This window comes from Pseudonocardia alaniniphila (assembly GCF_022524485.1).
GTDB classification, from domain to species: Bacteria; Actinomycetota; Actinomycetes; order Mycobacteriales; family Pseudonocardiaceae; genus Pseudonocardia; species Pseudonocardia alaniniphila.
This window is the reverse complement of sequence record NZ_JAKXMK010000015.1, coordinates 133,658-156,295: the sequence shown is the minus strand read 5'-3', so window position 1 is coordinate 156,295 and position 22,638 is coordinate 133,658. Positions and strand designations below refer to the sequence as shown.

The 22,638-nt window shown below is 69.6% G+C and carries 23 protein-coding genes; 11 read left to right on the top strand and 12 right to left on the bottom strand.

The features are described from left to right. The first annotated feature begins 157 nt into the window (after positions 1-157). Positions 158-895 (top strand): helix-turn-helix domain-containing protein, encoded by a 738-nt coding sequence (locus MMF94_RS18490; protein ID WP_241038160.1) that lies wholly within the window; start codon positions 158-160, stop codon positions 893-895. A 44-nt stretch (positions 896-939) separates the two neighbouring features. On the opposite strand, the gene MMF94_RS18485 is transcribed toward MMF94_RS18490, so the two are convergent. After that, positions 940-2,871, bottom strand: coding sequence for a S9 family peptidase (locus tag MMF94_RS18485; RefSeq protein WP_241038158.1), 1,932 nt, complete (start codon positions 2,869-2,871; stop codon positions 940-942). A 265-nt stretch (positions 2,872-3,136) separates the two neighbouring features. On the opposite strand from MMF94_RS18485, the gene MMF94_RS18480 reads away from it, so the two are divergent. Beyond that, positions 3,137-3,934: an alpha/beta fold hydrolase gene (locus MMF94_RS18480; RefSeq protein ID WP_241038156.1), complete on the top strand. Its 798-nt coding sequence runs from the start codon at positions 3,137-3,139 to the stop codon at positions 3,932-3,934. A gap of 130 nt (positions 3,935-4,064) precedes the next feature. Then, entirely contained in the window at positions 4,065-4,952 is an 888-nt protein-coding gene (locus MMF94_RS18475) for a tryptophan 2,3-dioxygenase (RefSeq protein WP_241038155.1), read from the top strand. Positions 4,953-4,982: 30 nt separating this feature from the next. Here the strand turns inward: MMF94_RS18475 and MMF94_RS18470 are convergent, their stop codons facing one another. The 5 genes from MMF94_RS18470 to MMF94_RS18450 form a co-directional block, all read right to left on the bottom strand. Then, positions 4,983-5,726 carry a GMC oxidoreductase gene (locus MMF94_RS18470; RefSeq protein ID WP_241038154.1) on the bottom strand — a complete coding sequence of 248 codons (744 nt, stop codon included), beginning with the start codon at positions 5,724-5,726 and terminating at the stop codon, positions 4,983-4,985. 20 nt (positions 5,727-5,746) lie between these two features. Next, positions 5,747-6,781, bottom strand: coding sequence for an acetylserotonin O-methyltransferase (locus MMF94_RS18465; protein WP_241038153.1), 1,035 nt, complete (start codon positions 6,779-6,781; stop codon positions 5,747-5,749). 411 nt (positions 6,782-7,192) lie between these two features. Next, positions 7,193-7,357 carry a hypothetical protein gene (locus MMF94_RS18460; RefSeq protein WP_241038152.1) on the bottom strand — a complete coding sequence of 55 codons (165 nt, stop codon included), beginning with the start codon at positions 7,355-7,357 and terminating at the stop codon, positions 7,193-7,195. Positions 7,358-8,029: 672 nt separating this feature from the next. Next, the gene (locus tag MMF94_RS18455) at positions 8,030-9,271 is read right to left on the bottom strand and encodes an MFS transporter (RefSeq protein WP_241038151.1); all 1,242 of its coding nucleotides are present in this window, start codon (positions 9,269-9,271) and stop codon (positions 8,030-8,032) included. Beyond that, complete coding sequence (locus MMF94_RS18450) at positions 9,268-9,426, bottom strand: hypothetical protein (RefSeq protein WP_241038150.1); 159 nt, start codon at positions 9,424-9,426, stop codon at positions 9,268-9,270. The genes MMF94_RS18455 and MMF94_RS18450 overlap by 4 nt, the downstream gene beginning before the upstream one ends. 140 nt (positions 9,427-9,566) lie before the next feature. On the opposite strand from MMF94_RS18450, the gene MMF94_RS18445 reads away from it, so the two are divergent. From MMF94_RS18445 to MMF94_RS18420, 6 genes are all read left to right on the top strand, one after another. After that, positions 9,567-10,340 (top strand): class I SAM-dependent methyltransferase, encoded by a 774-nt coding sequence (locus MMF94_RS18445; protein WP_241038149.1) that lies wholly within the window; start codon positions 9,567-9,569, stop codon positions 10,338-10,340. Beyond that, positions 10,340-11,380, top strand: coding sequence for a pyridoxal-phosphate dependent enzyme (locus tag MMF94_RS18440; RefSeq protein ID WP_241038148.1), 1,041 nt, complete (start codon positions 10,340-10,342; stop codon positions 11,378-11,380). Before MMF94_RS18445 ends, MMF94_RS18440 begins: the two co-directional genes overlap by 1 nt. Then, the gene (locus MMF94_RS18435) at positions 11,377-12,186 is read left to right on the top strand and encodes a Rossmann-like domain-containing protein (protein WP_241038147.1); all 810 of its coding nucleotides are present in this window, start codon (positions 11,377-11,379) and stop codon (positions 12,184-12,186) included. Before MMF94_RS18440 ends, MMF94_RS18435 begins: the two co-directional genes overlap by 4 nt. A gap of 74 nt (positions 12,187-12,260) precedes the next feature. After that, entirely contained in the window at positions 12,261-13,283 is a 1,023-nt protein-coding gene (locus MMF94_RS18430; protein ID WP_241038286.1) for a FecCD family ABC transporter permease, read from the top strand. Then, positions 13,283-14,092, top strand: a complete 810-nt coding sequence (locus tag MMF94_RS18425; RefSeq protein WP_241038146.1) for an ABC transporter ATP-binding protein — start codon at positions 13,283-13,285, stop codon at positions 14,090-14,092. The genes MMF94_RS18430 and MMF94_RS18425 overlap by 1 nt, the downstream gene beginning before the upstream one ends. Then, positions 14,089-15,084, top strand: a complete 996-nt coding sequence (locus MMF94_RS18420; RefSeq protein ID WP_241038145.1) for an ABC transporter substrate-binding protein — start codon at positions 14,089-14,091, stop codon at positions 15,082-15,084. Before MMF94_RS18425 ends, MMF94_RS18420 begins: the two co-directional genes overlap by 4 nt. A 97-nt stretch (positions 15,085-15,181) precedes the next feature. Here the strand turns inward: MMF94_RS18420 and MMF94_RS18415 are convergent, their stop codons facing one another. Both MMF94_RS18415 and MMF94_RS18410 read right to left on the bottom strand, forming a co-directional pair. Next, on the bottom strand, positions 15,182-15,697 hold the full coding sequence (locus MMF94_RS18415; RefSeq protein ID WP_241038144.1) for a universal stress protein: 516 nt from the start codon (positions 15,695-15,697) through the stop codon (positions 15,182-15,184). Between the two features lie 70 nt (positions 15,698-15,767). Further along, positions 15,768-16,703, bottom strand: coding sequence for a universal stress protein (locus tag MMF94_RS18410; RefSeq protein WP_241038143.1), 936 nt, complete (start codon positions 16,701-16,703; stop codon positions 15,768-15,770). Positions 16,704-17,149: 446 nt separating this feature from the next. Between MMF94_RS18410 and MMF94_RS18405 the strand changes: the two genes are divergently transcribed. Continuing rightward, entirely contained in the window at positions 17,150-17,464 is a 315-nt protein-coding gene (locus MMF94_RS18405; protein WP_241038141.1) for an SHOCT domain-containing protein, read from the top strand. A 48-nt stretch (positions 17,465-17,512) separates the two neighbouring features. Here MMF94_RS18405 and MMF94_RS18400 read toward each other — a convergent pair whose 3' ends face one another. Then, positions 17,513-18,697 carry a cytochrome P450 gene (locus tag MMF94_RS18400; protein ID WP_241038139.1) on the bottom strand — a complete coding sequence of 395 codons (1,185 nt, stop codon included), beginning with the start codon at positions 18,695-18,697 and terminating at the stop codon, positions 17,513-17,515. Between the two features lie 157 nt (positions 18,698-18,854). On the opposite strand from MMF94_RS18400, the gene MMF94_RS18395 reads away from it, so the two are divergent. Then, the gene (locus tag MMF94_RS18395) at positions 18,855-19,904 is read left to right on the top strand and encodes a GlxA family transcriptional regulator (protein ID WP_241038137.1); all 1,050 of its coding nucleotides are present in this window, start codon (positions 18,855-18,857) and stop codon (positions 19,902-19,904) included. Between the two features lie 133 nt (positions 19,905-20,037). On the opposite strand, the gene MMF94_RS18390 is transcribed toward MMF94_RS18395, so the two are convergent. The 3 genes from MMF94_RS18390 to MMF94_RS18380 form a co-directional block, all read right to left on the bottom strand. Next, positions 20,038-20,268 carry a hypothetical protein gene (locus MMF94_RS18390; protein ID WP_241038135.1) on the bottom strand — a complete coding sequence of 77 codons (231 nt, stop codon included), beginning with the start codon at positions 20,266-20,268 and terminating at the stop codon, positions 20,038-20,040. A gap of 426 nt (positions 20,269-20,694) precedes the next feature. Next, on the bottom strand, positions 20,695-21,945 hold the full coding sequence (locus tag MMF94_RS18385) for a haloalkane dehalogenase (RefSeq protein ID WP_241038134.1): 1,251 nt from the start codon (positions 21,943-21,945) through the stop codon (positions 20,695-20,697). A gap of 265 nt (positions 21,946-22,210) precedes the next feature. Next, complete coding sequence (locus MMF94_RS18380) at positions 22,211-22,561, bottom strand: UBP-type zinc finger domain-containing protein (RefSeq protein ID WP_241038132.1); 351 nt, start codon at positions 22,559-22,561, stop codon at positions 22,211-22,213. Positions 22,562-22,638: the final 77 nt, after the last annotated feature.

Genomic DNA, 22,638 nt, shown 5'->3' with positions numbered 1-22,638 from the left:
TGTCGGGCAATTCTGAGTTGGCTTACTCAGAATATCAAACCCGGGTGCTGCGGCGACTGCGCGACGCCATACGGGCATGCTTGCGAGCAGCCCCGGTCGCAACGGCACACTCGGGATCTGTCGGGCGTGTGCGCTTGCAGCCGAGGAAGGGAGACGCGTGGCCTGGAGTACCCGCGAGATCGCCGAGCTGGCGGGCACCAGCCTGCGGGCGGTACGCCACTACCACGAGGTCGGGCTGCTCCCCGAACCCGAGCGGCTCGCCAACGGCTACAAGCAGTACGGCGTCACCCACCTCGTCCGGCTGCTCCGGATCAAGCGCCTGGTCGACCTCGGCTTCTCCCTGTCCCGGATCGCCGCCTTGGGCGATGACGACGACCACCCGGAGAAAGCCCTGCGCACCCTCGATGCCGAACTCGCGGCCACCATCGAGCGCCTGCAACGGGTCCGCGTCGAGCTCGGGCTCATCCTGAAGCAGGGCACACCGACCGACCTGCCACCGGAGCTCGCCCCGGCCACCGCAGCGGTGATGTCCGACGCCGACCGCTCGCTCACCGTCGTCATGAGCCGGGTTCTGGGACCACAGCGCCTGCAGGCCTACGCGGACATGCTGCGCGACACGCCCACCGATCCGACCGACCGCGAGTTCGACGACCTGCCCGCCGACGCCGACGAACCAACCCGCCGGGACCTTGCCGAGCGAATTGCCCCCCACATCCGCACCATCTACACCAAGTATCCGGGAGTGGCGGCACCACACATCGATGCCCGACGCGGGGAGCTCATCACCAAGACCGCCGGAGCGGCCATTCGCGAGCTCTACAACCCGGCGCAGATCGACGTCATGCAGCGGATCCACGCACTACTCGCGGACACACCCCACGACAGCCAACGCTGAGTTGCTCCCCGCAGGACCCACGGCCGGACCGGCACATGCGGCCGCTACGCCGGGGCAGAGGTGTCACCGCGGCCACCGAGGTGCTCGGCGAAGTGCCGCTCGATCGCACGGTACAGCCGGATCTGGTTCTCGGGGTTCGCGAAACCGTGCCCCTCGTCCTCGGCGAGGATGTACTCGACCGGGACGCCGCGGCCTCGCAGGGACTCGACGATGTTGTCGGACTCGGCCTGGACCACGCGGACGTCGTTGGCGCCCTGGGCGACCAGCAGCGGGGTCCGGATCCGGTCGACCATGGTGATGGGTGAGCGGGCCAGCATGTCGGCCTCCTCGGCGGGGATCTCCGGATCGCCGACGTAGCGGTACCAGCTGTTGGCGTTGTACGGCCTGGTGAACGGCGGCAGGGTGCGCATGAAGTTCGCCAGGTTCGAGATGCCCACGTAGTCGACCGCGGCGGCGAAGTAGTCGGGGGTGACCGTGACGCCGACGAGCGCCGCGTAGCCACCGTAGGAGCCGCCGAATATGCCGATGCGTGCCGGGTCGGCGTAGCCCTGCGCCACCGCCCAGTCGGCGGCGTCGATCAGGTCGTCGTGCATCTTCTCGGCGAACTCACCGATCGCAGCGGTGGTGTGCCGTCTCCCGTAGCCCGTGGAGCCGCGGAAGTTGACCTGCAGCACCGCGTAGCCGCGGTTGGCCAGGAACTGCGCTGGTGGGCTGTAACTCCACGTGTCGTGGGACCACGGTCCACCGTGTACCAGCAGCACCAGGGGGAGGTCGCGCGCCTCGATCCCGACCGGCAGCGTGAGGAACGCGTGCAGCGGCAGCCCGTCACGGGCGGGGAAGCCGACAGCCGTCATCGGGGCCAGGTCGGCCGGGACCAAGCGCGGGAACGCGCGGAACAGCAGCCGGCTCTTCCCCGTGCCGTGGTCGTAGAACCAGGTCACCGCCGGGTCGCGGTCGTGGATGAACGTCGCAACCCAGCGCTGCTCCGACTCGTCCGACGACAGCGTGCCCAGCACGCCGTCGGAGAGCTTCTCCAACTCGGCGTAGACCTCGGCGAAATGGGGGTCCACCACCTCGATCCGGGGCCGGTCGCCGACGAAGCGGGCCGCGATGACCTCCCCGGTGCGCCGGCTGGTGAACACGGTGGGCGGCAGCACGCCGGGGGCCATCGTGCCCAGGATGCACAGGCTGTGCCCCTCCACGGCGGCGACCACGGTCTCCTCGCCGGTCTCCCGGTCGATGCGGACCAGTCGCAGGTCGTCGGAGTCCTGGTAGGCGCCGACCATCATGCCCTTCCCGTCGGGCGTCACCAGTTGCGGCTGCACGCCCATGGGATGTTCCGCGCCGCCGATGCGGCGCAGGAGGCGCATCTGTCCGGTGCCGGGGTCGATCGCGGAGAACTCGTAGGTGCCGTCCTCGGTCAGCCGCGAGGAGAACGCCGCGTCGCCGTTGCGGTCGAGCAGGATGTTTCCTGTCGGATCGGTCTGCTCCAGGTGCAGTGTCGTCTCGCCAGTGGCGACGTCGATCCGGAACACGTCGATGAACATCGGGCGCCGGTTCATCCAGACCAGCACGCTCCCGGGCACCGGCGCCAACGGCTCGGCGCCGAACACGCGCGATCCCGGCGGCATCGGTGTGAGATCGACAGCCGGCTCGTCCGGGGCGGCCAGGTCCACCCGGTAGAGGTGCCAGTCCTCGTTGCCGTCGGTGTCCTGCAGGTACAGCAGCCAGCGCGGGTCGTCGGTCCAGTAGTAGGTCGTGATACCGCGCCGGGCGTCGTGCGTGACGCACACCGCGTCCTCGTGCTCCTGGTCGACCCCGCGCACCCACACGTTGCGCCGGCCGTACTTCGGCGCCAGGTAGGCGATCCTCGTCCCGTCCGGCGAGATCGACGGAACGGCGAACTCCGGGTCGGCGAAGAACTGCTCGACGTCGATCAACTCGGGGAGGGGTCCTCGAGTCGGTACCGCGGTCATCCAGGCTCCATTCAGGGGTATGCAGCGTCGTATGTGGACGGTGCGCTCGGCGTCGAGTGCACGGGTGGCGGGCTCCGTCCGGTGGACGGCCTGCCGTGCGACTCCGACGCAACACCGTGCCGCTGCGGCACAGTCAACCCCCGATATGTCCGATTCACACTGTCGGAGTAGTTCGGCTCCTGGTGCTGCGACGACGCAAGTAGCCCGACAATGTGCTACTCAGGGGCTATTGCCGCGCTGCATTGAAGAAATCAAACATGAGGCCATGCAGGGGGCAGTTCCCAAGCGCACCACTTCCGCTGACGGCACCCCCATCGGGTGGCGTCAACTCGGCACCGGCCCGGCGATCGTCATCGCGCACGGAGCGATGTCGACCGGTGAGCAATGGCTGCCGGTCGCCGAGATCCTCGCCGAGCACAACACCGTCATGCTCGTCGACCGTCGTGGGCGCGGCCTCAGCGGCGACGCCCCGGACTACGACCTCTCGACCGAGCTCGCCGACCTCGACGCCGTGCTCGCCGTCGCGGGGCCTGGAGCGACAGTCATCGGCCACTCCTATGGCGCGATCATCGCCGCTGCGGCCGCGGCCGCCGGAGCCGACATCTCCGCACTGGTCCTGTATGAGCCTCCCCTGCCGGTGGTGGACCTGATCGCCGCGAACGCCTGCACATCCTGCGCCAGGGCGGTCGAGGCCGGGGAGCACGAGCGCGCGTTGTCGATCATGCTCGCCGACATCGTGCACATGGACGAGTCCGACGTCGGGGACCTGCGCCGGAGCCCGATGTGGGAAAGGATGGTCGACCTCGTCCCGACGTTGCCGCGCGAACTGGGCGTCATCAACGGGCTCGCCGGCGACCTCGATCGGTTCACGACGATCCAGCAGCGCACCCTGCTCCTGCTCGGTGAGGTGACCGCGCAGTACCAGCGTGACGCCACGCGGTTCCTCGTCGAGAGACTGCCTGCCGCCACTCGGCTCGAGATCCCCGAGCAGGCACACTTCGCCCACGTCGCCGTGCCCGGCACGGTCGCCGACGCCGTGCGCTCCTTCCTCGGCGGGGCCTGACCGGCCATGCCCGCGCCGTGCGCCGGGCGAGCACCCCGTCCGACGACCATCACTTCGGACACAGGTGACAGTGCCGGAACCTGGCGCACAACGTCATTGTTCGTCCGTGAGATACATCGAGGAGGCGGCCATGTCTTCCGTGCAGCGCCCGCACGACACACACAATGGGAAGAGGATGCTCCTGAACCACCCCGGCCCGGGTGATCCCGATGAGCAGACGCCCTACAGTTCGTATCTGCGCAGCGAAGTGCTGCACACCCTGCAGATGCCACTCAGTGACAGCGCGGCCGAGCCGGCTTTCATGGTCAACGCCCAGGTCATGGAGCTCTACTTCGGGTTGATCGTCCACGAGATGCGGACGGCCCAGGGTGAACTCCGTAGCCAACGGCTTGATCGGGCCACCGCCACCCTGCGTCGGACCGCGGCTCACTTTCGCGCGCTGAACGGGAACTGGCTGTCGCTCTCATGGATGACCCCGGTCGACTTCGGGCCGATCCAACGCGGGATCGCGGAGGTGCACGGCCGGCGACAGTTCAGTGCCTTGCAGTCGTGGATGTTCCGCTGGATGGCGATTCTGCTGGGGAGCAGGTCGACCGACGGACTCGTCTCGCTCGAAGGCACTCCGACCCGCCTGCGCGAGCTGCGCGAGGCCCTCGGTCACCCCACTCTCTACGACGACGTGCTGGGCCTTCTCGCGCAGAACGGTTACCTGATCCCGGTGGCGTGCCTGCAGCGCGACTTCGCCGCCCCGTATGCGCCGCATCCTGCGGTGGGTGAGGTGTGGCGCATGGTGTACCAGGATCCGGCGGAGTACGAGGAGTTCTTCGCGCTGGGCGAGACGCTGGCCGACATCGCCGAGGAGTTCACCACCTGGAAGTACCGGCACTTGATGTCGGTGCGCCGGACGTTCGGGAACCGGGACGGTTACTTCGGCGAGCCGACCGTGGCCTGGCTGTCACCGACGCTCGACGAGATTCCGTTCCCGGAGTTGTGGACCGCCCGGGCCGCGGTGGAGTGACCGGGCGGCCAACCACCTCGCTGTAATCCCCTAAGCGCAACTACGGTGACGCGAAGCCAACGCCACGAAGTAGTCCACGAGACTGCGTCCTTGCCTGTCTTTGGCGAACTCGTGGCTGGTACTCGATGTCCGGCCCCGGATCAGTTCGGCTCCCTGTTCCGCGATCATGATCGTCGGGACGTTGGTGTTCACGGAGACGATGCGGGGCATGACCGACGCGTCGATCACCCGGAGGTTCTCGACGCCTCGTACCCGCAGGTCCGGTGTGACCACGGCATCGTCTCCGGAACCCATGGCGCAGGTGCCTACCGGATGGCAGTACGTGCCCGTGGCGCGTCGGACGAACTGCTCGAGGTCATCAGCACCCGTCGTCTCCCCACCGGGATGCAGCTCGGCTCCCCGCCACCCGTCGAAGGCACCGTCGGCAACGACCGCACGAGCCATCTCGACCCCTTGGATGAAGTCGGGCGTTATCGGGTGGCCGACGGCCGCCGCCGCTGCGAGGAAGACCGCAGAGAGCGGATTGGGATCGTGCGCCGGGCTTGGTCGCATGGGTCCTGTGGTTCCGCGGAAGCGCGGATCACCATGGGGTACCGACTCCATCCGCCGGAAATACGGGAGCACGTCGTGGAACGCCCATCCCGAGGTGCCTTGTCGCGCCCACGTGTCGTAGTCGTCGCGGTGCCCACACAGGTAGACCATCGCATTGATCGCACTACAGCCACCAACGGTGAAGGGCGCGTCGACCGGCAGTCGTGCGAAGGGAAAGCGCACAGGCTCGCCCGGCGGAGTGCCTACGTGGTGGGGACGGCTTCGACGAGGGTCAGGTTCCTGGCCACCGCCGTCACGGCAGTCGTCGTGAAGCCGGCGGCCGACAGCAGGGTGCGGCACTCGGATTCGGTGCGTTCCCGGGCAGCCTGCGTCACCAGCATGAGCAGGTCGATGAAGCCGAGTGAGCGGTGCACGGGATCGACCTCCATGACGTCGGGCACGAGATGCTCGATCACCAGGAGGTTCGACGAGCCGGTCATGGCCCGCCGACACGTGGTGAGGAGGTCACGAGCCCGATCGTCGTTCCAGTTGCGCAGGACGCTCTTGAGTACGTAGACGCCGGGACCGGCGGGCACGTCGTCGAAGAAGCTCCCCGCCACCAGCGTGCAGCGGTCGGCGACGCCGGCCCGCTGCAGGTACGGACGTGCGTGGTCGATCACGTCGGGTAGCTCGAACAGCACGCCCTGAACTGCTGGATTCTCCTTCAGGACGGCGGCGAGCAGATCGCCCCGGCCACCACCGACGTCGACGAGCCGCTCGGTCGTGCGGAAGTCGTAGCCGCTCATGATGCCGTGAGCGGTCACTCGGGTGAGCTCGCCCATTCCGGCGATGAAGGCTGTGGCACGCGCCGGGTTGTCGATGATGAGGCCGTCGTGGGACTTCGCGTTGATCAGCTCGCGAGCGCTGAGGCCGGTCAACACGCCGTCGATCAGGTAGGCCCACTCCGTCCAGAGATCACGGCCCCAGTGGATCGCCCATGAGCGCAGCGAGAGTTCGGCGTCGGTCCGCAGCAGCCGGCCCATCGGGGCCAGGTCGAAGGAGCCGTCGTCGAGTTCGGAACAGATGTCGAGCGTGGCGAGTCCCCGCAACAGCCGCCGCAGCGTGGGCGCGTGCGTTTCGGTGGCGGCGGCGAGTTCAGGTGCCGAGCGTGGACCTCTGGCGAGCAGGTCAGGGATGCCCAGTTCCGCCGCCGTGCGGACAACCTGCGACATCCATCCGGCGTTGATGATCTCCAGCAGCCGCCACGCCCATTCGTCGTCCAGTTGACTTTGAGGCAAGAACTACTCCTATCCCGAAACGCCGGGGTGGCTCGATCGCTTCCTTGGCTTCCGGTCGCTCCTCTAGTGGCCACTCCATTGGACATGTGGGCGCGGCTGAATCAATTGGCCACTGGTGGTCGAGTGGTGCGATGAAGTGCTGAGCGGTCGGCGGGTGTTGGTGCTGATTTTTCGGCAGGGTCACCAGCCACGCTAGGAGCAGGAGATTCCGACACCCAAGTCGGGTGCGGCATGACAGCGATGGCTGATTGCACTTGCTCGCAGGCCTTGGCTACCGGTTGCGCGCCGCAACTGAGCCGCGGTTGGCCGATCACGGGCAACGGCATGCCCGCAGCGTCGTCGAAGACCCGTGCCAGTACCGGACGCGGTTCGTCGTGTCGGCGAACGACTCGACAAAGCGTCGACCGGAGGTCACGATTGCGATCGGTGCGCCTTGCCGATGGCGGATGTCGTCGTGCATGACAGGATTTCGGCCGACACGGCAGCAAGGCTGCCGTGTTCGTTGAGATCCTCGCGAGCGCCGACTTCGCCGAAAGTGCCGGACCGCAGGCGCATGGCGATGTGAGAACATGTCACGCTCCAAGGTTAGGAGCCCACCGCGCATTCTTCCAACGAGCGTTCGACATTCCCGGTATGCGTGAGCGTCATGGACGTCGGTGTCGACGCGACGAGCGAGGCGTTGCCGAAGACCATGACGACAAGGCATGGCAGGAATTCCGAACTCTCGTTGGCCACGTGGGGGATGGGCTCTTAGCGTTTGCTGCGTGACGTTCTCGAGCCGCCCCTGCGGGGCGGGTTGCGGTATTGATCGTCACGCGTTACGAAGGGTTGGGCCACTGCATGGACACTGATGACCGCGCCGCTCATCGCGCGCTTCCCTGGATCATGCACCGAATCTCGAATACCGATTCGGGTGCGCCCGTCGTAAGCAACAGATTTTCGATACCGCTTCAAGCTCTCCAGGAACACGAAGGGAGTCCGATGCCGACCACAATCGCGGTCCGCTACCTCGACCCGCTCGCCCCCGACTTCCTCCGGAGGCGACCGCCGCGGTGGTCGTTGCGGAGATGGTCGCTCGGCCGCCGCAGAACGAGTCGTCTGGCGGGATGTCCGACCTCGCGACGGTATTCCGCACGCGGGGGTTCTGCGATGCGGATGATCGGCCGAGCGGCCGTGGCCGGCTCGACCTCGCGCTAGGTTGCCGTGAAGTCGATCACCCGGACGATCTCGGCCCATCGCACCCGCAGGTCAGGTCGGGGACCTCGAGTCCCCGTATCGGGTGAACCCGCGGGCACCGGGTGCAGCCGCCGCGGCGGCCGGGGCGATCAGGCAGACCAGCGTGCAGGCGAGCAGGACCGGCGTCGTGCCGAAGGCGCCCATCGCCGGGGCGATCAGGGCGAGCCCGAGCGGGGCGAGGCCGTAGGAGAAGAGGAAGTCGATCGAGGAGACGCGGGCGAGCAGCCGTGGCTCGACCTCGCGCTGGGTTGCCGTGAACCACGGAACGTTGAACAGCTCGATGCCGATCCCGGTCACGACGTACGCCGCCACGACGAGGAGCGCCGGGACGGGTAACAGCAGCGACAACGGTGCGAGCGCGTAGAGGCCGAGACCTGCCAGCGCGGCCCAGCCCGGCCGTCGCGGCCGCCAGCGGGCGATGATCAGCGCGCCGAGCAGGGCGCCCGCGGTGTAGCCCGTGGTGGCGGCGGCGAGCACGACCTCGGTGCCGTAGCGGTCGCGGGAGACGAGCGGCAGTGCCACGCCGGTTGCGGAGTAGCCGGTGGCGATCACGGCCGTCAGCGCGCCGAGTCCGGCGAGGAACCAGGGATGGCGCCGTGCCTCCCGCAATCCCTCGCCGAACTCACGGGCGAAAGACGAAGACTCCGTGGGGTTGGCGGCACCCACTGAGCCGCGAGGCGGGACGAGGGCTGCGACGAGCCACAGGACCCCGGTGCCGACGACCAGTATCCGGACGTCGGCGACGAGCGCGAGCAGCGCCGCCGCGCTCGGCGCCACGAGGACGGTGACGCGGACGGCGATGGTGACCGCCGCGTTGGCCTGCTGCCGCCTGCCGGAGTCGACCACCTCGGCGACCAGCGCCTGGAACGCCGGACGGCAGGCGCCCTGCCCGGCCCCGACGATCGCCGCCGCCACGGCGATCAGCGCCACCGAGCCGTCGATGCCGAACGCGAGGACCGGGCTGGCCAGCGCAGCCGCGGCTGCCGACCAGCCGACGACCCGGCGCCGCGAGTAGCGGTCGGCGAGCACCCCGGCGACCGGGACCGCCGCGAGGAACCCGACCGTGCGGGCGGCCAGTGCCAGGCCGAGCTCCACCGCGGTGACGAGGCCGTCGAGGAGCGCGAGGCCGACCAGGAACGGCAACGCCCAGGTGGACGGACCGGACGCGGTGGTCCCGATCCAGAGTCGCAGGAACGCAGGCTCGCGCAGAACCGAGCGAGTCGGTGCGGCCGTCGCTGGTGACGGAGGTGTCACGCGCGCCCGCTCTCGTCCGGGTGGGGCCGGCCCGCGGGCTGGAACAGGTAGAGCAGTGCGCGGCGGTCCCGGTCGGAGCGGTTGGCGTCGGATCGGTGCACCAGCCGCTGGCTGACGACGAACCCGTCACCGCCGAGCGGCGCGATGTTGAGCATCCTTGTCCTCTCCGGGACATCTCCCCTGGGATGGCACTACTGCATCTGACTTGCAAGAGGTAACAGCAAGCAACGCGCGCTGCCCGTAGATGGTCAAGTTCTCCTCTTGTATTGGTAATGATAGTCATTACCATGGCGCCATGATCCCCACCCGCCCCGTGCTGCCGGGCGCCGCCGCCGACTGGGAGCTGCACGACCGGCTTCCGCGGACCCTGCCGCCCGATGTGATCCGCGAGATCAACCCACCGAGCCGGGCCATCCACGAGCACCGCCGCTACTCCTGGAACGGCTGGGACTTCGACCTTCCGCCCGGGGTGTTCCAGCCCGGAGCCACCAGCAGGCTGGTGCACAGCCGGCTGCTGGACGGCACGCTTCCGGTGACTGACCTGCGCTACGCCGCGATGGGGGCCGGGCTCGGGGTCGAGGCGGTGGTGGCCGGCGTGCGCGGCGCTGCGGCCGTGTACGCCCTCGACGTGCACCCGGAGAGTGTGCGGACCACGGTGAAGCACTACGAGGAGATCGTGGGCCCGGCCGGCCCGCCGTTGCATCCCGTGGTCGCCGACGTCTGGGAGGGCTTTCCCGACGGTGTCCAGGTCGACGTGGTCACGTTCAACCCGCCCGCGATCGAGCTGCCGCTGTCGGACGACCCGGACATCGCGCGGAACCTCTGCGTGGGGCGCGAGATCGCGGAGCGGTTCTTCGCACAACTCGTGGGACGCGATCTTCTGGCGCCCGGTGGCGTCGTGTACCTGATCGTCTCCAACACCGCTCCGCTGCGCGAGATCGTGGCGATCGCGCTCCACGCCGGGTTCGGCGCCGAGATCGTGCACGTGGAGGACTGGCCCGGCGATGACGTCCGGACGTACTTGTTCGCACTGCGTCGCGCGGCCGCACGTCCGGCGTCCGACCGCTGATGCACCGGCACTACGCGGAAGCGATCGCAGATCCCGACCTCATCCAGGTCGAACGGGGAGTGGTGTGCCTGCGGTTCGAGATCATGAAGGTGCGCTCGGCCCTCGGTGCCGTGCGGCATCTGCTCGACGCCGGGTTGGTACGCCGCGGCGACACGCTCGTCGACAGCTCCAGTGGCATCTACGCGCACGCCCTGGCGCTCGCCTGCCATCGGTACGGCATGCGGTGCCACATCGTCGGTTCCACCACTGTCGACCGGACATTGCGCCTGCAACTGGAGATCCTCGGCGCAACGCTGGAGCAGGTGAGCCCGTCGGCGGACCTCAAGCTCGACCAGAACCTCCGGGTGCAGCGGGTGGGCGAGCTCTTGCTCGAGCATCCCGACTACCACTGGATGCGCCAGTACCACGACGGCGTGCACTACATCGGGTACCGGTCGGTGGCGGAGACGGTCGGGCAGGAGCTCCCGGCGGGCCCGCTCACCGTCGTCGGCGGCGTGGGAACCGGGGCGTCGACCGGTGCGCTGGCCACCTACCTGCGTCAGTCGGGTCGTGACGTGCAGTTGGTGGGCATCCAACCGTTCGGGAGCGTCACGTTCGGCGCGGAGCACACCTCGGACCCGGACATGATCATCGCGGGCATCGGGAGCTCGATCGAGTTCCGCAACGTCCGCCGTGATCTGTACGACCGCATGCACTGGATGGCGTTCACGTACGCGCGGGCCGGAGCCGTGGCGCTCCTGCGCGACAGCGGTGTGTTCGCCGGGCTCTCGGCCGGTGCCGCGTACCTCGTGGCCCGCCACGAGCGCTACCGGGACCCCGACCGGACGGTGGTGTTCCTGTCACCCGACACCGGGCACCGCTACGTCGACGCGGCCTTCGACGGTCACGAGCACGTCCCGGCGGTGGACAGCCTGGCCCCCAGGACGGTCGAGCGTGTCGAGGATCTGGTCCTGCCCTGGTCGGCCACCGCCGTACTGCCGGGTTCGCGTGGCGCGGCGTCACGGGACGAGCGGTCCGAGCGCGCGGGCGCGCGGTCATGACGCCGGCGACGATCGGAGCTCTCACGGCCGACGTGCTCGACGGTCGGTACGGGCGGCCGCCCGCTGACCTGGTGGCGACGAGTGTGTTCTGGGTCCACCACGGCACGCGGCTCGCCGGCGGCACCACGACCTACCGCAACCAGTACGTGCTGGTCCGGGTCGGGGCGGCGTTCGGAGCCTGCGCCTTCGAGGCAGGCGAGGTCGATCCGGGGATCTGTGCGGACGCGTCGGGCAGGCCGCTCGATGTGCTGCTGCGTGACGGGCCGGCGGCGCTGCGGACCGCTGCCCTCGATGCCTACCTGGCTGCCGAAGCTCCACACCGCGCGTCGGCCGCGACGCCTGTCGTGCTCCCGGCCGGGGGGCCCGAGGTCAGGGCCCGGGCCCGTGACGCGGCCGTGGCCGGGCTGCTCGACGTGACCCCCGGCACGCGGGTGGCGCTGATCGGCGTGGTCAACCCACTGGTGGCCGCCATCCGTGACCGCGGCGCGGAACCCGTGCCGTGTGACCTGAACCTGCGGGTCACGCAGTGGGGCGATCTGGTCACCGCCGTCATGTCCGACGTCCTCGAGAGAGCGGACGCGGTGGTCGCCACCGGCATGACACTCGGCAACGGCACGTTCGACCTGATCCTCGCCCGCTGCCGGGAACGGGCCGTCCCGCTGGTCGTCTACGCGCAGACGGGCAGCGCGATCGCCCGGGCGTTCGTCGGCGGTGGGGTCACCGCGCTGTCGGCCGAGCCCTTCCCGTTCTCGCAGTTCAGCGCCGACCCCACCGTCCTCTACCTGTACCGGGAAGGACACTCGTGACGGCGCCGCACGGCATCGACGCAGCCGCGGCCCTCGCGCCCGCCCGGCCTGCCGCCGACCCCACGTCCGTCGGGCTGGTGATCGCCGGGGCGGGGCTCTTCCTGGTGCTGCTGGCCTCGATCGTCATCGCGATCGGGCTCGGTCCCGCCGTGATCAACCCGGGCGATACCGCGCGCTACCTCTGGGCGGCGCTGAGCGGCGGGCGGATCTCCGCATCCGAGGTGGCCGCCTACCAGATCATCTGGCAGGTCCGGGCGCCCCGGGTGCTCCTCGCCGCCGCGGTGGGCGCAGGGCTCGCAGTGGTCGGAGTGGCCGTCCAGGCGATGGTGCGCAACGCCCTCGCCGACCCGTACGTCCTCGGCGTGTCTTCCGGGGCGTCGGTCGGGGCGGTCACCGTGATCGTCTTCGGGGTCCTGGCCGGCCTGGGCATCCACGCGGTCTCGATCGGAGCCTTCCTCGGCGCGGCACTGGCGTCGGTCCTGGTGTACGCGGCATCCGCCACGCGGGCCGGGATCACTCCGTTGCGTCTGGTGCTGACCGGCATCGCGCTGTCATTCGGGTTCCAGGCGGTGATGAGCGTGCTCATCTACCTCGCACCGGACGGGGAGGCGACCAGCACCGTGCTCTTCTGGACGATGGGCAGCTTCGGCGCGGCCACCTGGGAGTCGCTGCCGGTGGTCGCCGCGGTCGTCGTGTTCGGCACGGTGGTGCTGCGCCGGTACGGGCGATCGCTGGACGCCATGGCACTCGGCGACGAGACGGCGGTCAGCCTGGGTGTCGACACCACGGCAGTACGCACCGCCCTGTTCGTGCTGACCTCGCTGATGACCGGTGCGATGGTGGCGGTCAGCGGGGCGATCGGGTTCGTCGGGCTGGTCATGCCGCACCTGGTCCGCCTGGTGGTGGGGGCGGGCCACGCCAAGGTCCTGGTCATCACCCCACTGGTCGGGGCGGTCTTCATGGTCTGGGTCGACCTGCTCTCCCGCACCGTGGTCGCTCCTCGTGAGCTGCCGCTCGGGGCTATCACCGCGCTCGTCGGGGTGCCGGTCTTCGTCTACCTCATGCGTCGACGCGGTTACCTGTTCGGCGGCCGTTGATGCGGCTGCAGTTGAGCGGGCTGACGGTCGAGGTCGCGGGCCGGGCGCTGGTCCGAGAACTCGACCTCGACGTCGGCAGCGGCGAGGTCGTCGGCCTGGTCGGTCCGAACGGGAGCGGCAAATCCACGGCCCTGAGATGTGTCTACCGGGCGATGCGCCCGACCCGCGGCGCGGTGCTGCTCGACGGCGACGATGCGACGGGCCTGCGCCTGCGGGAGAGCGCCCGCCGGGTAGCTGCGCTGACCCAGGAGACCGTGGCCGACCTCGACTTCACGGTCGCCGAGACCGTGGCGCTCGGACGCACTCCCCACAAGCAGGGCAACCAGCCCCTCACCGCCCGGGAACGTGAGCTGTGCGCACGGGCGATGCACCAGCTCGACGTTGCACACTTGGCGCACCGCGGTGTGCTCTCCCTCTCCGGCGGGGAGCGCCAGCGCGTGCTCGCGGCCCGGGCGCTGGTGCAGGAACCGCGGGTGCTGGTCCTCGACGAGCCGACCAACCACCTCGACGTACGGCACCAGATCGAACTGCTCTCGCTCTTGCGCAGATCCGGACTGACGGTGCTCGTCGTCCTGCACGACCTGAACCTCGCTGCTGCCGTCTGCGACCGGCTCGCGGTTCTCCTCGACGGCTGCCTCGTCTCCGTGGGGAAACCGTGGGACGTGCTGACGGCCGAGCTCGTCCAGCGCGTCTTCGGAGTCGTGGCGAGCGTCGTGCCGCACCCCCTGACCGGTGCCCCGCAACTCCTCTACTCGCTCTCCTTGACGAGCCCTGTTCAGTCCCCAGCTTCGAAAGGAAGCCTCTCGTGACCCCGTCCCGGACCGTCCGGCGCGCCGCTCCGGTAGTCGCGCTCTCGCTCCTGCTCGCCGGCTGCGGAGCCGAGGTCGTTCCGCAGTCCGGCGCTCCGGCGCCCGTCACCGTTGCGCGCTGTGGCGAGGAGGTCTCCTACCAACGTCCGCAGCGGGCGGTCGCCTACGAGGCGGGCAGCGCGGACAAGCTGTTCAGCCTCGGCCTCACTGACGCCGTGCGCGGGTACGTGATGCCACCCGCGAACCCGCCGGTGGAGGAGTCTCCATGGGCCGCGGAGTACGCGAAGGTGGAGTTGCTGAGCCGCGACCTGCTCAACCGGGAACTCGTGGTGGACGCCGGGGCCGACTTCGTCGTCGCCGGATGGCGCTCAGGATTCAGCGACCAGCGCGGGATCACTCCCGAGATCCTCGACGGCCTCGGCATCCAGAGCTTCATGCACACCGAGACCTGCTACAACTACCCGAACTTCCCCGAGCAGGTTCCGCCGTTCGAAGCCCTCTACACCGACCTGGAGCGCCTCGGCCGGATCTTCGGCGTCGAGGAACGCGCCAACGTCTACGTCGCCGAGCTGCGGGCCAGGGTCGCCGCGATCCGACAACAGGCCCCCCGTCTGGACCCCCCACCGTCGGTGTTCCTCTACGACTCCGGCACCGACCGTCCGTTCACCGCGGCGAACCAGGTACCGCCGAACCAGATCATCGAGTTCGCGGGGGCACGGAACATCTTCGCCGACCTCGCGGCGCGCTGGACCGACGTCGGATGGGAGGCGGTGGTCCAGGCCCAACCCGAGATCATCATCATCCTCGACTACCAGGACCAGCCGGCCGAGGAGAAGATCGCCTTCCTCAAGGCTCACCCCGCCCTTCAGTCGCTGCCTGCGATCCGGCACAACCGGTTCCACATCCTCGACTACAACGAGGCGATCAGCGGCCCGCGGATCGTCGACGGCGCTGAGCGGTTCGCCGAATACGTGCGCGGCTTCCGCCCCTGAACCCAGGCACTCGCGCTCAGGTCCGAGGCGCCGACGGCTCACCGGCGACCGGTGAATCGGCCGCCTCCCGCCTGCGACGTATGTGCCGGCGTCTGTTTCAGCCCAGCGCAGGAGCCGATTGCTCCACGGCCTGCTCTGTCACGTCCTCCGCGGGGGTGTGTACGACGGTGACCGGGCAGGTAGCGTGGAGCACACACTGCAAGCTGACAGAACCCAGCAGCATGCTCGTGAAGCCGCCGCGTCCCCGGCTTCCCACAACAAGGAGATCGGCAGTCCGGGCGGCCTGCAGCAGTGCGTCAGCGGCACTTCCGCCTACGGCCGTCACGGTGACCGGCGGAAGCTGTGGCATCTCGTCGACCAGGCTCCCCCTGACGTCTGCAACGACCGCCTCGACCTCCTTGCGCACGGCGTCGCGGGCCTCGGCCAACGACGGACCGTCTTCCGGCGGGAGTGCCCTGTACAGGGCATCCCAATACCCAGGAATCTCGAAAGCGGCGACCACGTCCACGGCGCCACCACGACGCGCCGCGTCGTGCAGCGCGAACGCCAACGCTGCCCGGCTGGCCGCTGATCCGTCCAACCCGACGACGATCCGATCGCTTCTCTGCGCCATTCTTCTCCTCCACCTCGGCATACAGGCGGCTCGTCATTCGTCGCTGCATCTCGTCACGGTGGGGGCCACATCACCACAGCTCACTGCGATCGTGGGGATTGCGCTCCTGCCTGGTCACGGTCGAGGTGGATGCGAGCACTGCGTCCCCCGCGGCCACCGGGTTCACCACCATGACGGGCACGGGGCAACAACGAAGCACCTCGTGGCTCGTCGAGCCGAACAGTGCCCGTGCTGCGGCACCGCGGCTACGGGGACCCACAACGAGGAGGCGGGCCGCTACCGCCGCGCCGAACAGCGCGGCAACCGGCTGCTCGTGTACCACCTCGAGCTGGACCTCGACGTCGGAGTATCGACTGGTCAATGGGGCCAGCTGGTCGGACAGGCGCGCCAGTGCGGCGTCATGGGCACTCTGATCATGGCCGGTGAGGTGATCGCGGAACGGGCCGGCACCGTGCAGGGCGTGCACCACGACGACCCGGCCGCCGTGCCGCTTCGCGTCGGTGAAGGCGGCCTCCAGCGCAGCTGCGTCGACGACCGGGCTGTCGACACCGACAACGGTGTCCCCGGTTCGGCGCGTTGACGCGCCGCGAACCACCACCACAGGGCACGGAGCGCGCCCGCACACGTCGAGTACGACGGAGTGGACGAACGCTTCCGGGAATCGCTCGCCGCCGCTCATCCCGAGCACCAGGAGCTCGGCGCGCTCGGCCACATCGAGCAGAGAGCAGACCGGTGTGTCCTCGGTGCGATTCGTCGCGACGGGTAGCTCGGGATGCGTGCGTCGGGCAACGGTGAAGGCGCGGGCGAGGATGTCGTGAGCCCGACGCAGCCCCGGCCGGGTGTGATCAGCGGTGTAGGGGGCAGCGTGCAGGATCTGCAGCGGGAGCCCCCGCAGCTGGGCCTCGACCGCCGCCCAGCGGACTGCGTCCAGCGCGGTGCGGGTGCCGTCGACTCCGACGACCACGCCGAGCCGGGCTCCGGGCGAGTCGTTCACGGTGGGGGCCATGCGCGTCTCCTCTGGTCCGGTTCTCTCGGAGGCGAGAGTGCACGGGGGAGGAGGTGGCTGACAGGTTCGCTCGACCCGAGCGAGGCGGGCCGAGTGTCCTTTCCTCACCTTTGTCGGACCCGGGCATCCCCGAGTTCCGCCGCCGCGCAGTGGCCCCATCGTGGCGGGTGTCGACGGTTCGGCAGCCGGGCACGCGGGGCTGATGCTCGCCGCGGAGCTCGTCGGTGCCGGTCCTTCGGCTCGAACCTCTGCCGCGGCAACGCAGCAACCGCTGCGAGGGTGCCAAGTCAGCGATGACACTTGGCCGCGATGACAGGGTCCTCTGCATCGTCGAACGGGGCCTTCGTCCTCTGATCTGGTCGTGCAGCCTCGGACACCATGAGGCGGTCGGACGAGTGGTACGGCGCGGCGAGGTGATCGCGATGATGTATTGGTGGAGTGACAACATGACGGGGTGGGGTTGGATGGCGATGACGATCACCGCGATCGTGTTCTGGGTGCTGGTGATCGCAGGTGTCATTGCGCTCGTCTACTACGCGCTCACGTCGGTTGTCGACCGGTTCGAGCATCACGCCCGTGCGACTCCCGAGCAGTTGTTGGCGGAGCGATACGCGCGCGGTGAGATCGACGAGTCCGAGTACCGGCGTGGGCTGGACACGCTGAAGGCCAATGGCGACGCCGCCGAGTCACGTCCGCGAAGGACAGCGCCGTCGCCATCCACGTCTGCGGGCGATTCGGGGCCCGGCGACGGGCCGAGATAATGTCTTCATGGCTCCCTTTTCCTGGCTCGTGGCGGGAGCGTTTGTCGTCTACCAGGTGACGGGGAGGCGGTGCAGCCCGTACACCGATGCTTTTTCCTTGACGGGGATTTCGTCGACGTCCGCCGCGAGCTTCAACCCCGGAATCCGGCGGAACAACGTTTCGGACACGATCTCCAGCTCGGCCCTCGCAAGGTTCTGGCCCAGGCACTGGTGCGACCCGAACCCGAACGCGACGTGGTGTCGGGCGCCGCGCTCGACGTCGAGCACATCCGGCGAGTCGAACACGGACCGGTCCCAGTTCGCCGCGTACAGCGAGGGCAGCACACCTTCACCGGCCTTGATCAGCACACCGCCGAGTTCGACGTCGGCAACCGCCACCCGGAGCGGGACCGTGTCCGTGATCGAGAAGAAGCGCAGCAGCTCCTCGACCGCAATCGGTGTCTTCCCCGGTTCGGCTGCGATCAACCGCAGTTGACGGGGGTTTTCCAGCAGTCCGAGGACCCCGACCGAGATCATGTTCGCCGTCGACTCGTGCCCGGCCGCCAGGAGCAGGAACGCGAGCCCGACCAGGTAGGCGTGGTCGTAGGTGCCCGCCGCACGGCTCTCGGTGATCTGCCGACCGAGCAGGTCCTCGGAGGGCGTGCCTTCCTTCGCAGTGACCAGCTCGTCGAAGTAGCGATGGAGTCGCGCGTAGGTGGCGGCGGTTTCCTCCGGTGGAGCCTCCCGGCCGAACAGCTTCGCGGTGTTCTCCTGGAAGAAGGCGTGATCGGCATAGGGCACGCCGAGCTGTTCGCACATCAGCAGTGACGGCGCCGGCAGGGCCAGCGACGTCACCAGATCAGCCGGGGGGCCGGCTGTGAGCAGATCGTCGATCAGTCCGTCGACGATCTCCTGGATTCGCGGGCGCAGCGCGTTCACGCGTCGGAGCGTGAACTCGCCGAGCACGGCGCCGCGAGCCGCCCGATGCTCCTCCGCGTCCATCCCGAGCATCGTGCGCACGGGTTCCTTGTCTTTTTCGAGAGAAAATCGTGGAAAGCCTGGTTTTTCCCGGTCCGAGGAGAAGCGAGGGTCGCTCAGCACGGTTCGCACTTCCTCGTAGCGGGTCACGAACCACGCGTGTGATCCGTTGGGAAGACGAACGCGAGTTGTGGGTTCTTCTTCGGATGAGCGTGCGTGCAACTCCGGTTGCGTGAACGGGCAGGTCCGCGCGACCGGCAGCTCGGGAGTGCTCATGATTATGATCTCTACCAGCCCATGGGCAGCGGGTACAGCCGTCAATCTGCGCATTTCGGAGCCGTAGCGCTGTCATACGCCCCGCCTCCACAGCATTACGGCTCCACAATGCGGGGGGCGGTTGTTCGGGGCGCCGGCAACGAGTCAGGCTGTCGCCATGGATTCTCGGGTGCCGCACGTGGTGGCGGTCGTCCTGTTCCCTGGTGTGGACGCGCTCGACGTGACGGGGCCGGCGGAGGTGTTCACGCTTGCGACGAAGCGCCTCGCCCGGGACGGGAGCGCGGCCCGCGGGTACGACGTGCGGTTCGTCGGTGAGCGGGAGGGGCCGGTCCCGACCTTCTCCGGGCTGCGGCTGTGCGCCGAGGAGACCTTCGCCTCGTGGCAGCGGGAGATCGACACCCTGCTCGTGCCCGGCACCGTCGAGATCGAGGACAACCGCCCTGTGCCGCGCACCGACGCCGCCGCCGTCGAGTGGGTGCGCGCGGTCGGGCCGGGGGCGGGGCGGGTCGCCTCGATGTGCGCGGGGGCGCACCTGACGGCCGCCGCAGGGCTCCTCGACGGCTACCGCGCGACCACGCACTGGGCAACCGCCGCCGATCTCGCGCAGTACCCGCAGGTCGAAGTGGTGACGGACCCGATCTTCGTCCGCTCAGGGAAGATGTGGACGAGCGCGGGGCTGACGGCGTCCATGGATCTGGCGCTGGCGCTCGTCGCCGAGGACCACGGCCACGAGATCGCGCTCGAGGTCGCCCGGATCATGGTGATGTACCTGCAGCGGCCGGGCGGCCAGAGTCAGTTCAGCGCGCCGCTGGCGCACCGGCCCAGCACCCGGGACGACCTGCGCCGGCTCCGGGCCTGGATCGGTGAGCACCTCACCGGGGACCTGTCAGTGACCGCGCTGGCCGAGCGGGTGGCGATGAGCCCGCGGCACTTCGCCCGGGTCTTCCACGGCGACACCGGGACCACGCCCGCTGCCTACGTCGAGAGGCTGCGGCTGGAACTGGCGCGGCGGCTGCTCGAGCAGACGGACCGCACGGCGCAGAGCATCGCGCGGGAGAGCGGCCTGCGGTCCGTGGAGACGCTGCACCGGGTCTTCCGCGACCACATGGGCACCACGCCGGGGGAGTACCGCCGCCGCTTCCGCCTCGACACCGCCCCCGCCGGCGCTCGCCAGTCGCCTGTCGGGGGATCGCTGCCGCGCGGGTGAGCCGCGGGAGGGCGGCGTGGTGGGTGAGCCATCGGGCGCGCCTGCCGGGGACCGCCCGCGACTCCGCGCGCCAGTAGCCGCTCATCGCCTGGCCGAAGCCGTCGTGCGGGTGCTCGCGCTGCAGCCGGTCGACTCAGCGCGGCTCGACCTCGTCGAGGCGCTGCCCGGCGAGATCGAGCAGGGCGCCCACCGACACGAGCCCGCCGGGATCGGCGAGGTCCTCGGCCGCACCCGTCGTGATGTGGGCGGCGATCGCGACGCCGATCGCGCCGGCCCGCTCCGTGGTCCCGCCGGCGGCGGCGAAGCAGTTCCCCGCCGTCGGTTCGCGAACCTCGCGTCGTGGAGCACCGCCGCGACGAAGCACAGCTCCTCGTCCAGCCGGGCCCCGTCGAGAGCGGCGAGGGCCGGCCCGCACAGGTGGATGCGAAAGGAGTGGTCGGCAGGGTGTCACGGGCCCGTTCCTCGGCGGCCCTGACGAGTGCCCGCCGCCGCACACCGGCCGAGCGTCGCCGGGCGCTGCGTGGTCGTGCCGAGAAGGATGATTCCGCCGAAGTAGCCCATCGCCCAGCCGAAGGCCGACACCCGGCCGATCGTCGCGGGCCTCTCGTGCGTCTGCGTGCAGGAGGTCCGGTCAGGTCAGGCCGTCGAGATTGACAACCCCGGTTCCCCGCCGGCGGAGCACGAGGCGCAGCCGGCCCGCGGTTGAGGCGGCGACGGTGCGCAGGGCTGCGCGGGACCGAGGATCCCTCCGGTGGATCGCGCTCATTCCCAGCTCAGCGACGGCGGGGCGTCACCGGGCCGGGAGCTCGTCGAGCCAGTGGGCGAGGGCGCGCCCGACGCCGTGGGGGTCCTCCTCAGGGACCCAGTGAGAGCCGGTGACGTGGGCCTCCGTCAGGGCCGTGTACCACCGGATCCCGTCGGCGCGACGTCCGCCGACGGCGGCGATGCCGCCCGGGTGGGCCCGCAGGAACAGCTTCGGGACGGGGCTGGTCGCGAGCCATGCGGCCTGCTGCTCGAGCTGCGCCCGGACGGGGGTGTCGTCGTCGCCGAAGGGCACCTGGCGTGGCCAGTCGATCGTGGGCCGGCGGCCCTCGCCGGGCTCGGCGTACGGGCGCGCGATCTCCGCGTGCTCCTCCGGGGCGAGCACCCGGGTGAGGAAGCGCGGGACGCTGTCGACGAAGGCGTTGTGCTGCAACACCGCCTGCTCGCCTTCGGGGGTGCGGAGGAACCGAAAGAGCGGCTGCACCGACTCCGGCCAGTCCTCCCAGTCGAAGGGCGGGGTCAGGGCCTCGCTGAAGGCGATCCCGGCGGTCCGGCCCGGGTGTCGCATCGCCCAGTCGAAGGCGAGGTTGGCGCCCCAGTCGTGGCCGACGAGGACGACGTCGTCGCCGACGTCCAGCGCGTCGAGCAGGCCGTCGAGGTGGCGGGCGTGTTCGGCGAAGGAGTAGGTGCCCTCGCCGGAGCCCGGCAGCTTCTCCGAGTCGCCGGCCCCGACGAGGTCCACGGCGAGGAGCCGCCCGCGGCCCTCGAGGTGCGGCATCACGTTGCGCCACAGGAAGGACGACATCACGTCGCCGTGGAGGAGGACGATCGCCCGGCCCTCGCCGTGTTCGGCGTAGCTCATGCTGTGGCCGTGCGACACGGCGGATCTCTTGGTGTACCGCGACTGCGGGGCGATCTCCTCCGCCTGCACGGCGGGTTCCTCCAGCCGGGCGTTCGCGGCGAACAACCCGAAAGGGGTCAGGGCGGCGCCGGAGAGGTTGACCTGGTCGAAGTAGCGGTACCAGCCCGAGCCCTCGACGGCCTTCTCGAAGACGCGGCGGGTCTGGAGATCGGGCACGCGGTAGACACAGAAGAAGTCGTAGGGCGCGCGGCGGTCGGTGTCCGGGTCGTTGACGCCGTACGCGACGACCTCGATGCCCATGGCCTGTAGCTCGCCGGCGGACCCGAGGATCTGCCGGGTGAACTTGTCGCGTTCGCCGTCGGTGAGCCCGGTCCACGCCTCGGTGTAGCGGTACAGCTCGATGAAGGTCTGCAGCACGCGTCGAGCGTGTCGCCGTGGCCGGACGGCAGCAATGACGCGGCTCTGCAGGATCCGGCCATGGCCGTCGGCCGCGTTGGTGGCGCCGACGACAACGACTCGTAAAGCAGGTGTCGGGCGTGGTCCGCGAGCGTCGGCGGCCGGCGGGGAATTCGCCGCGTCAGCCGCCGAGCTTCGCCGCCCTGGTGCGTGGACGGCGCCTCCGCGGGGTTTTCAACGAGGGTTCCGCGTCGCCTGACCGGGGGCGGTCAGGCGACGCCACTGGTCACCGGTGGAGGTGGTCGGCCCAGTCCGCGGGCACGCGGTCAGCGGGGCCTGGGACGGTTTGCTCGACCGGGCGGTGCGTCGGCGCGGTCAGCTTGGGACCGTGGTCGTACTTGACTTGCCTCTTGTAGTCCCAGAACCACTCTTCACCCGGCTCGAAGCTGCGCGCGACCGGGTGGCCGGTCGAGGCGGCATGGGCGCTGGCGTGCTGGCTGGGCGACGTGTCGCAACACCCGATGTGGCCGCAGAGCGCGCAACGGCGCAAGTGGTACCACCAGCCTTTCGGGCTGGATGCTTCGCAGTCAGCACAGCCGGTACCGCTCGGCGGCACCGTGGGATCGACACCTTCCACGGGAATCTCCTTTGTTCGTTGCTCGAATTCTGAGCGCGGCGCGGGACCACCGGGCGATCCTGTTGGGACGTCCGGTC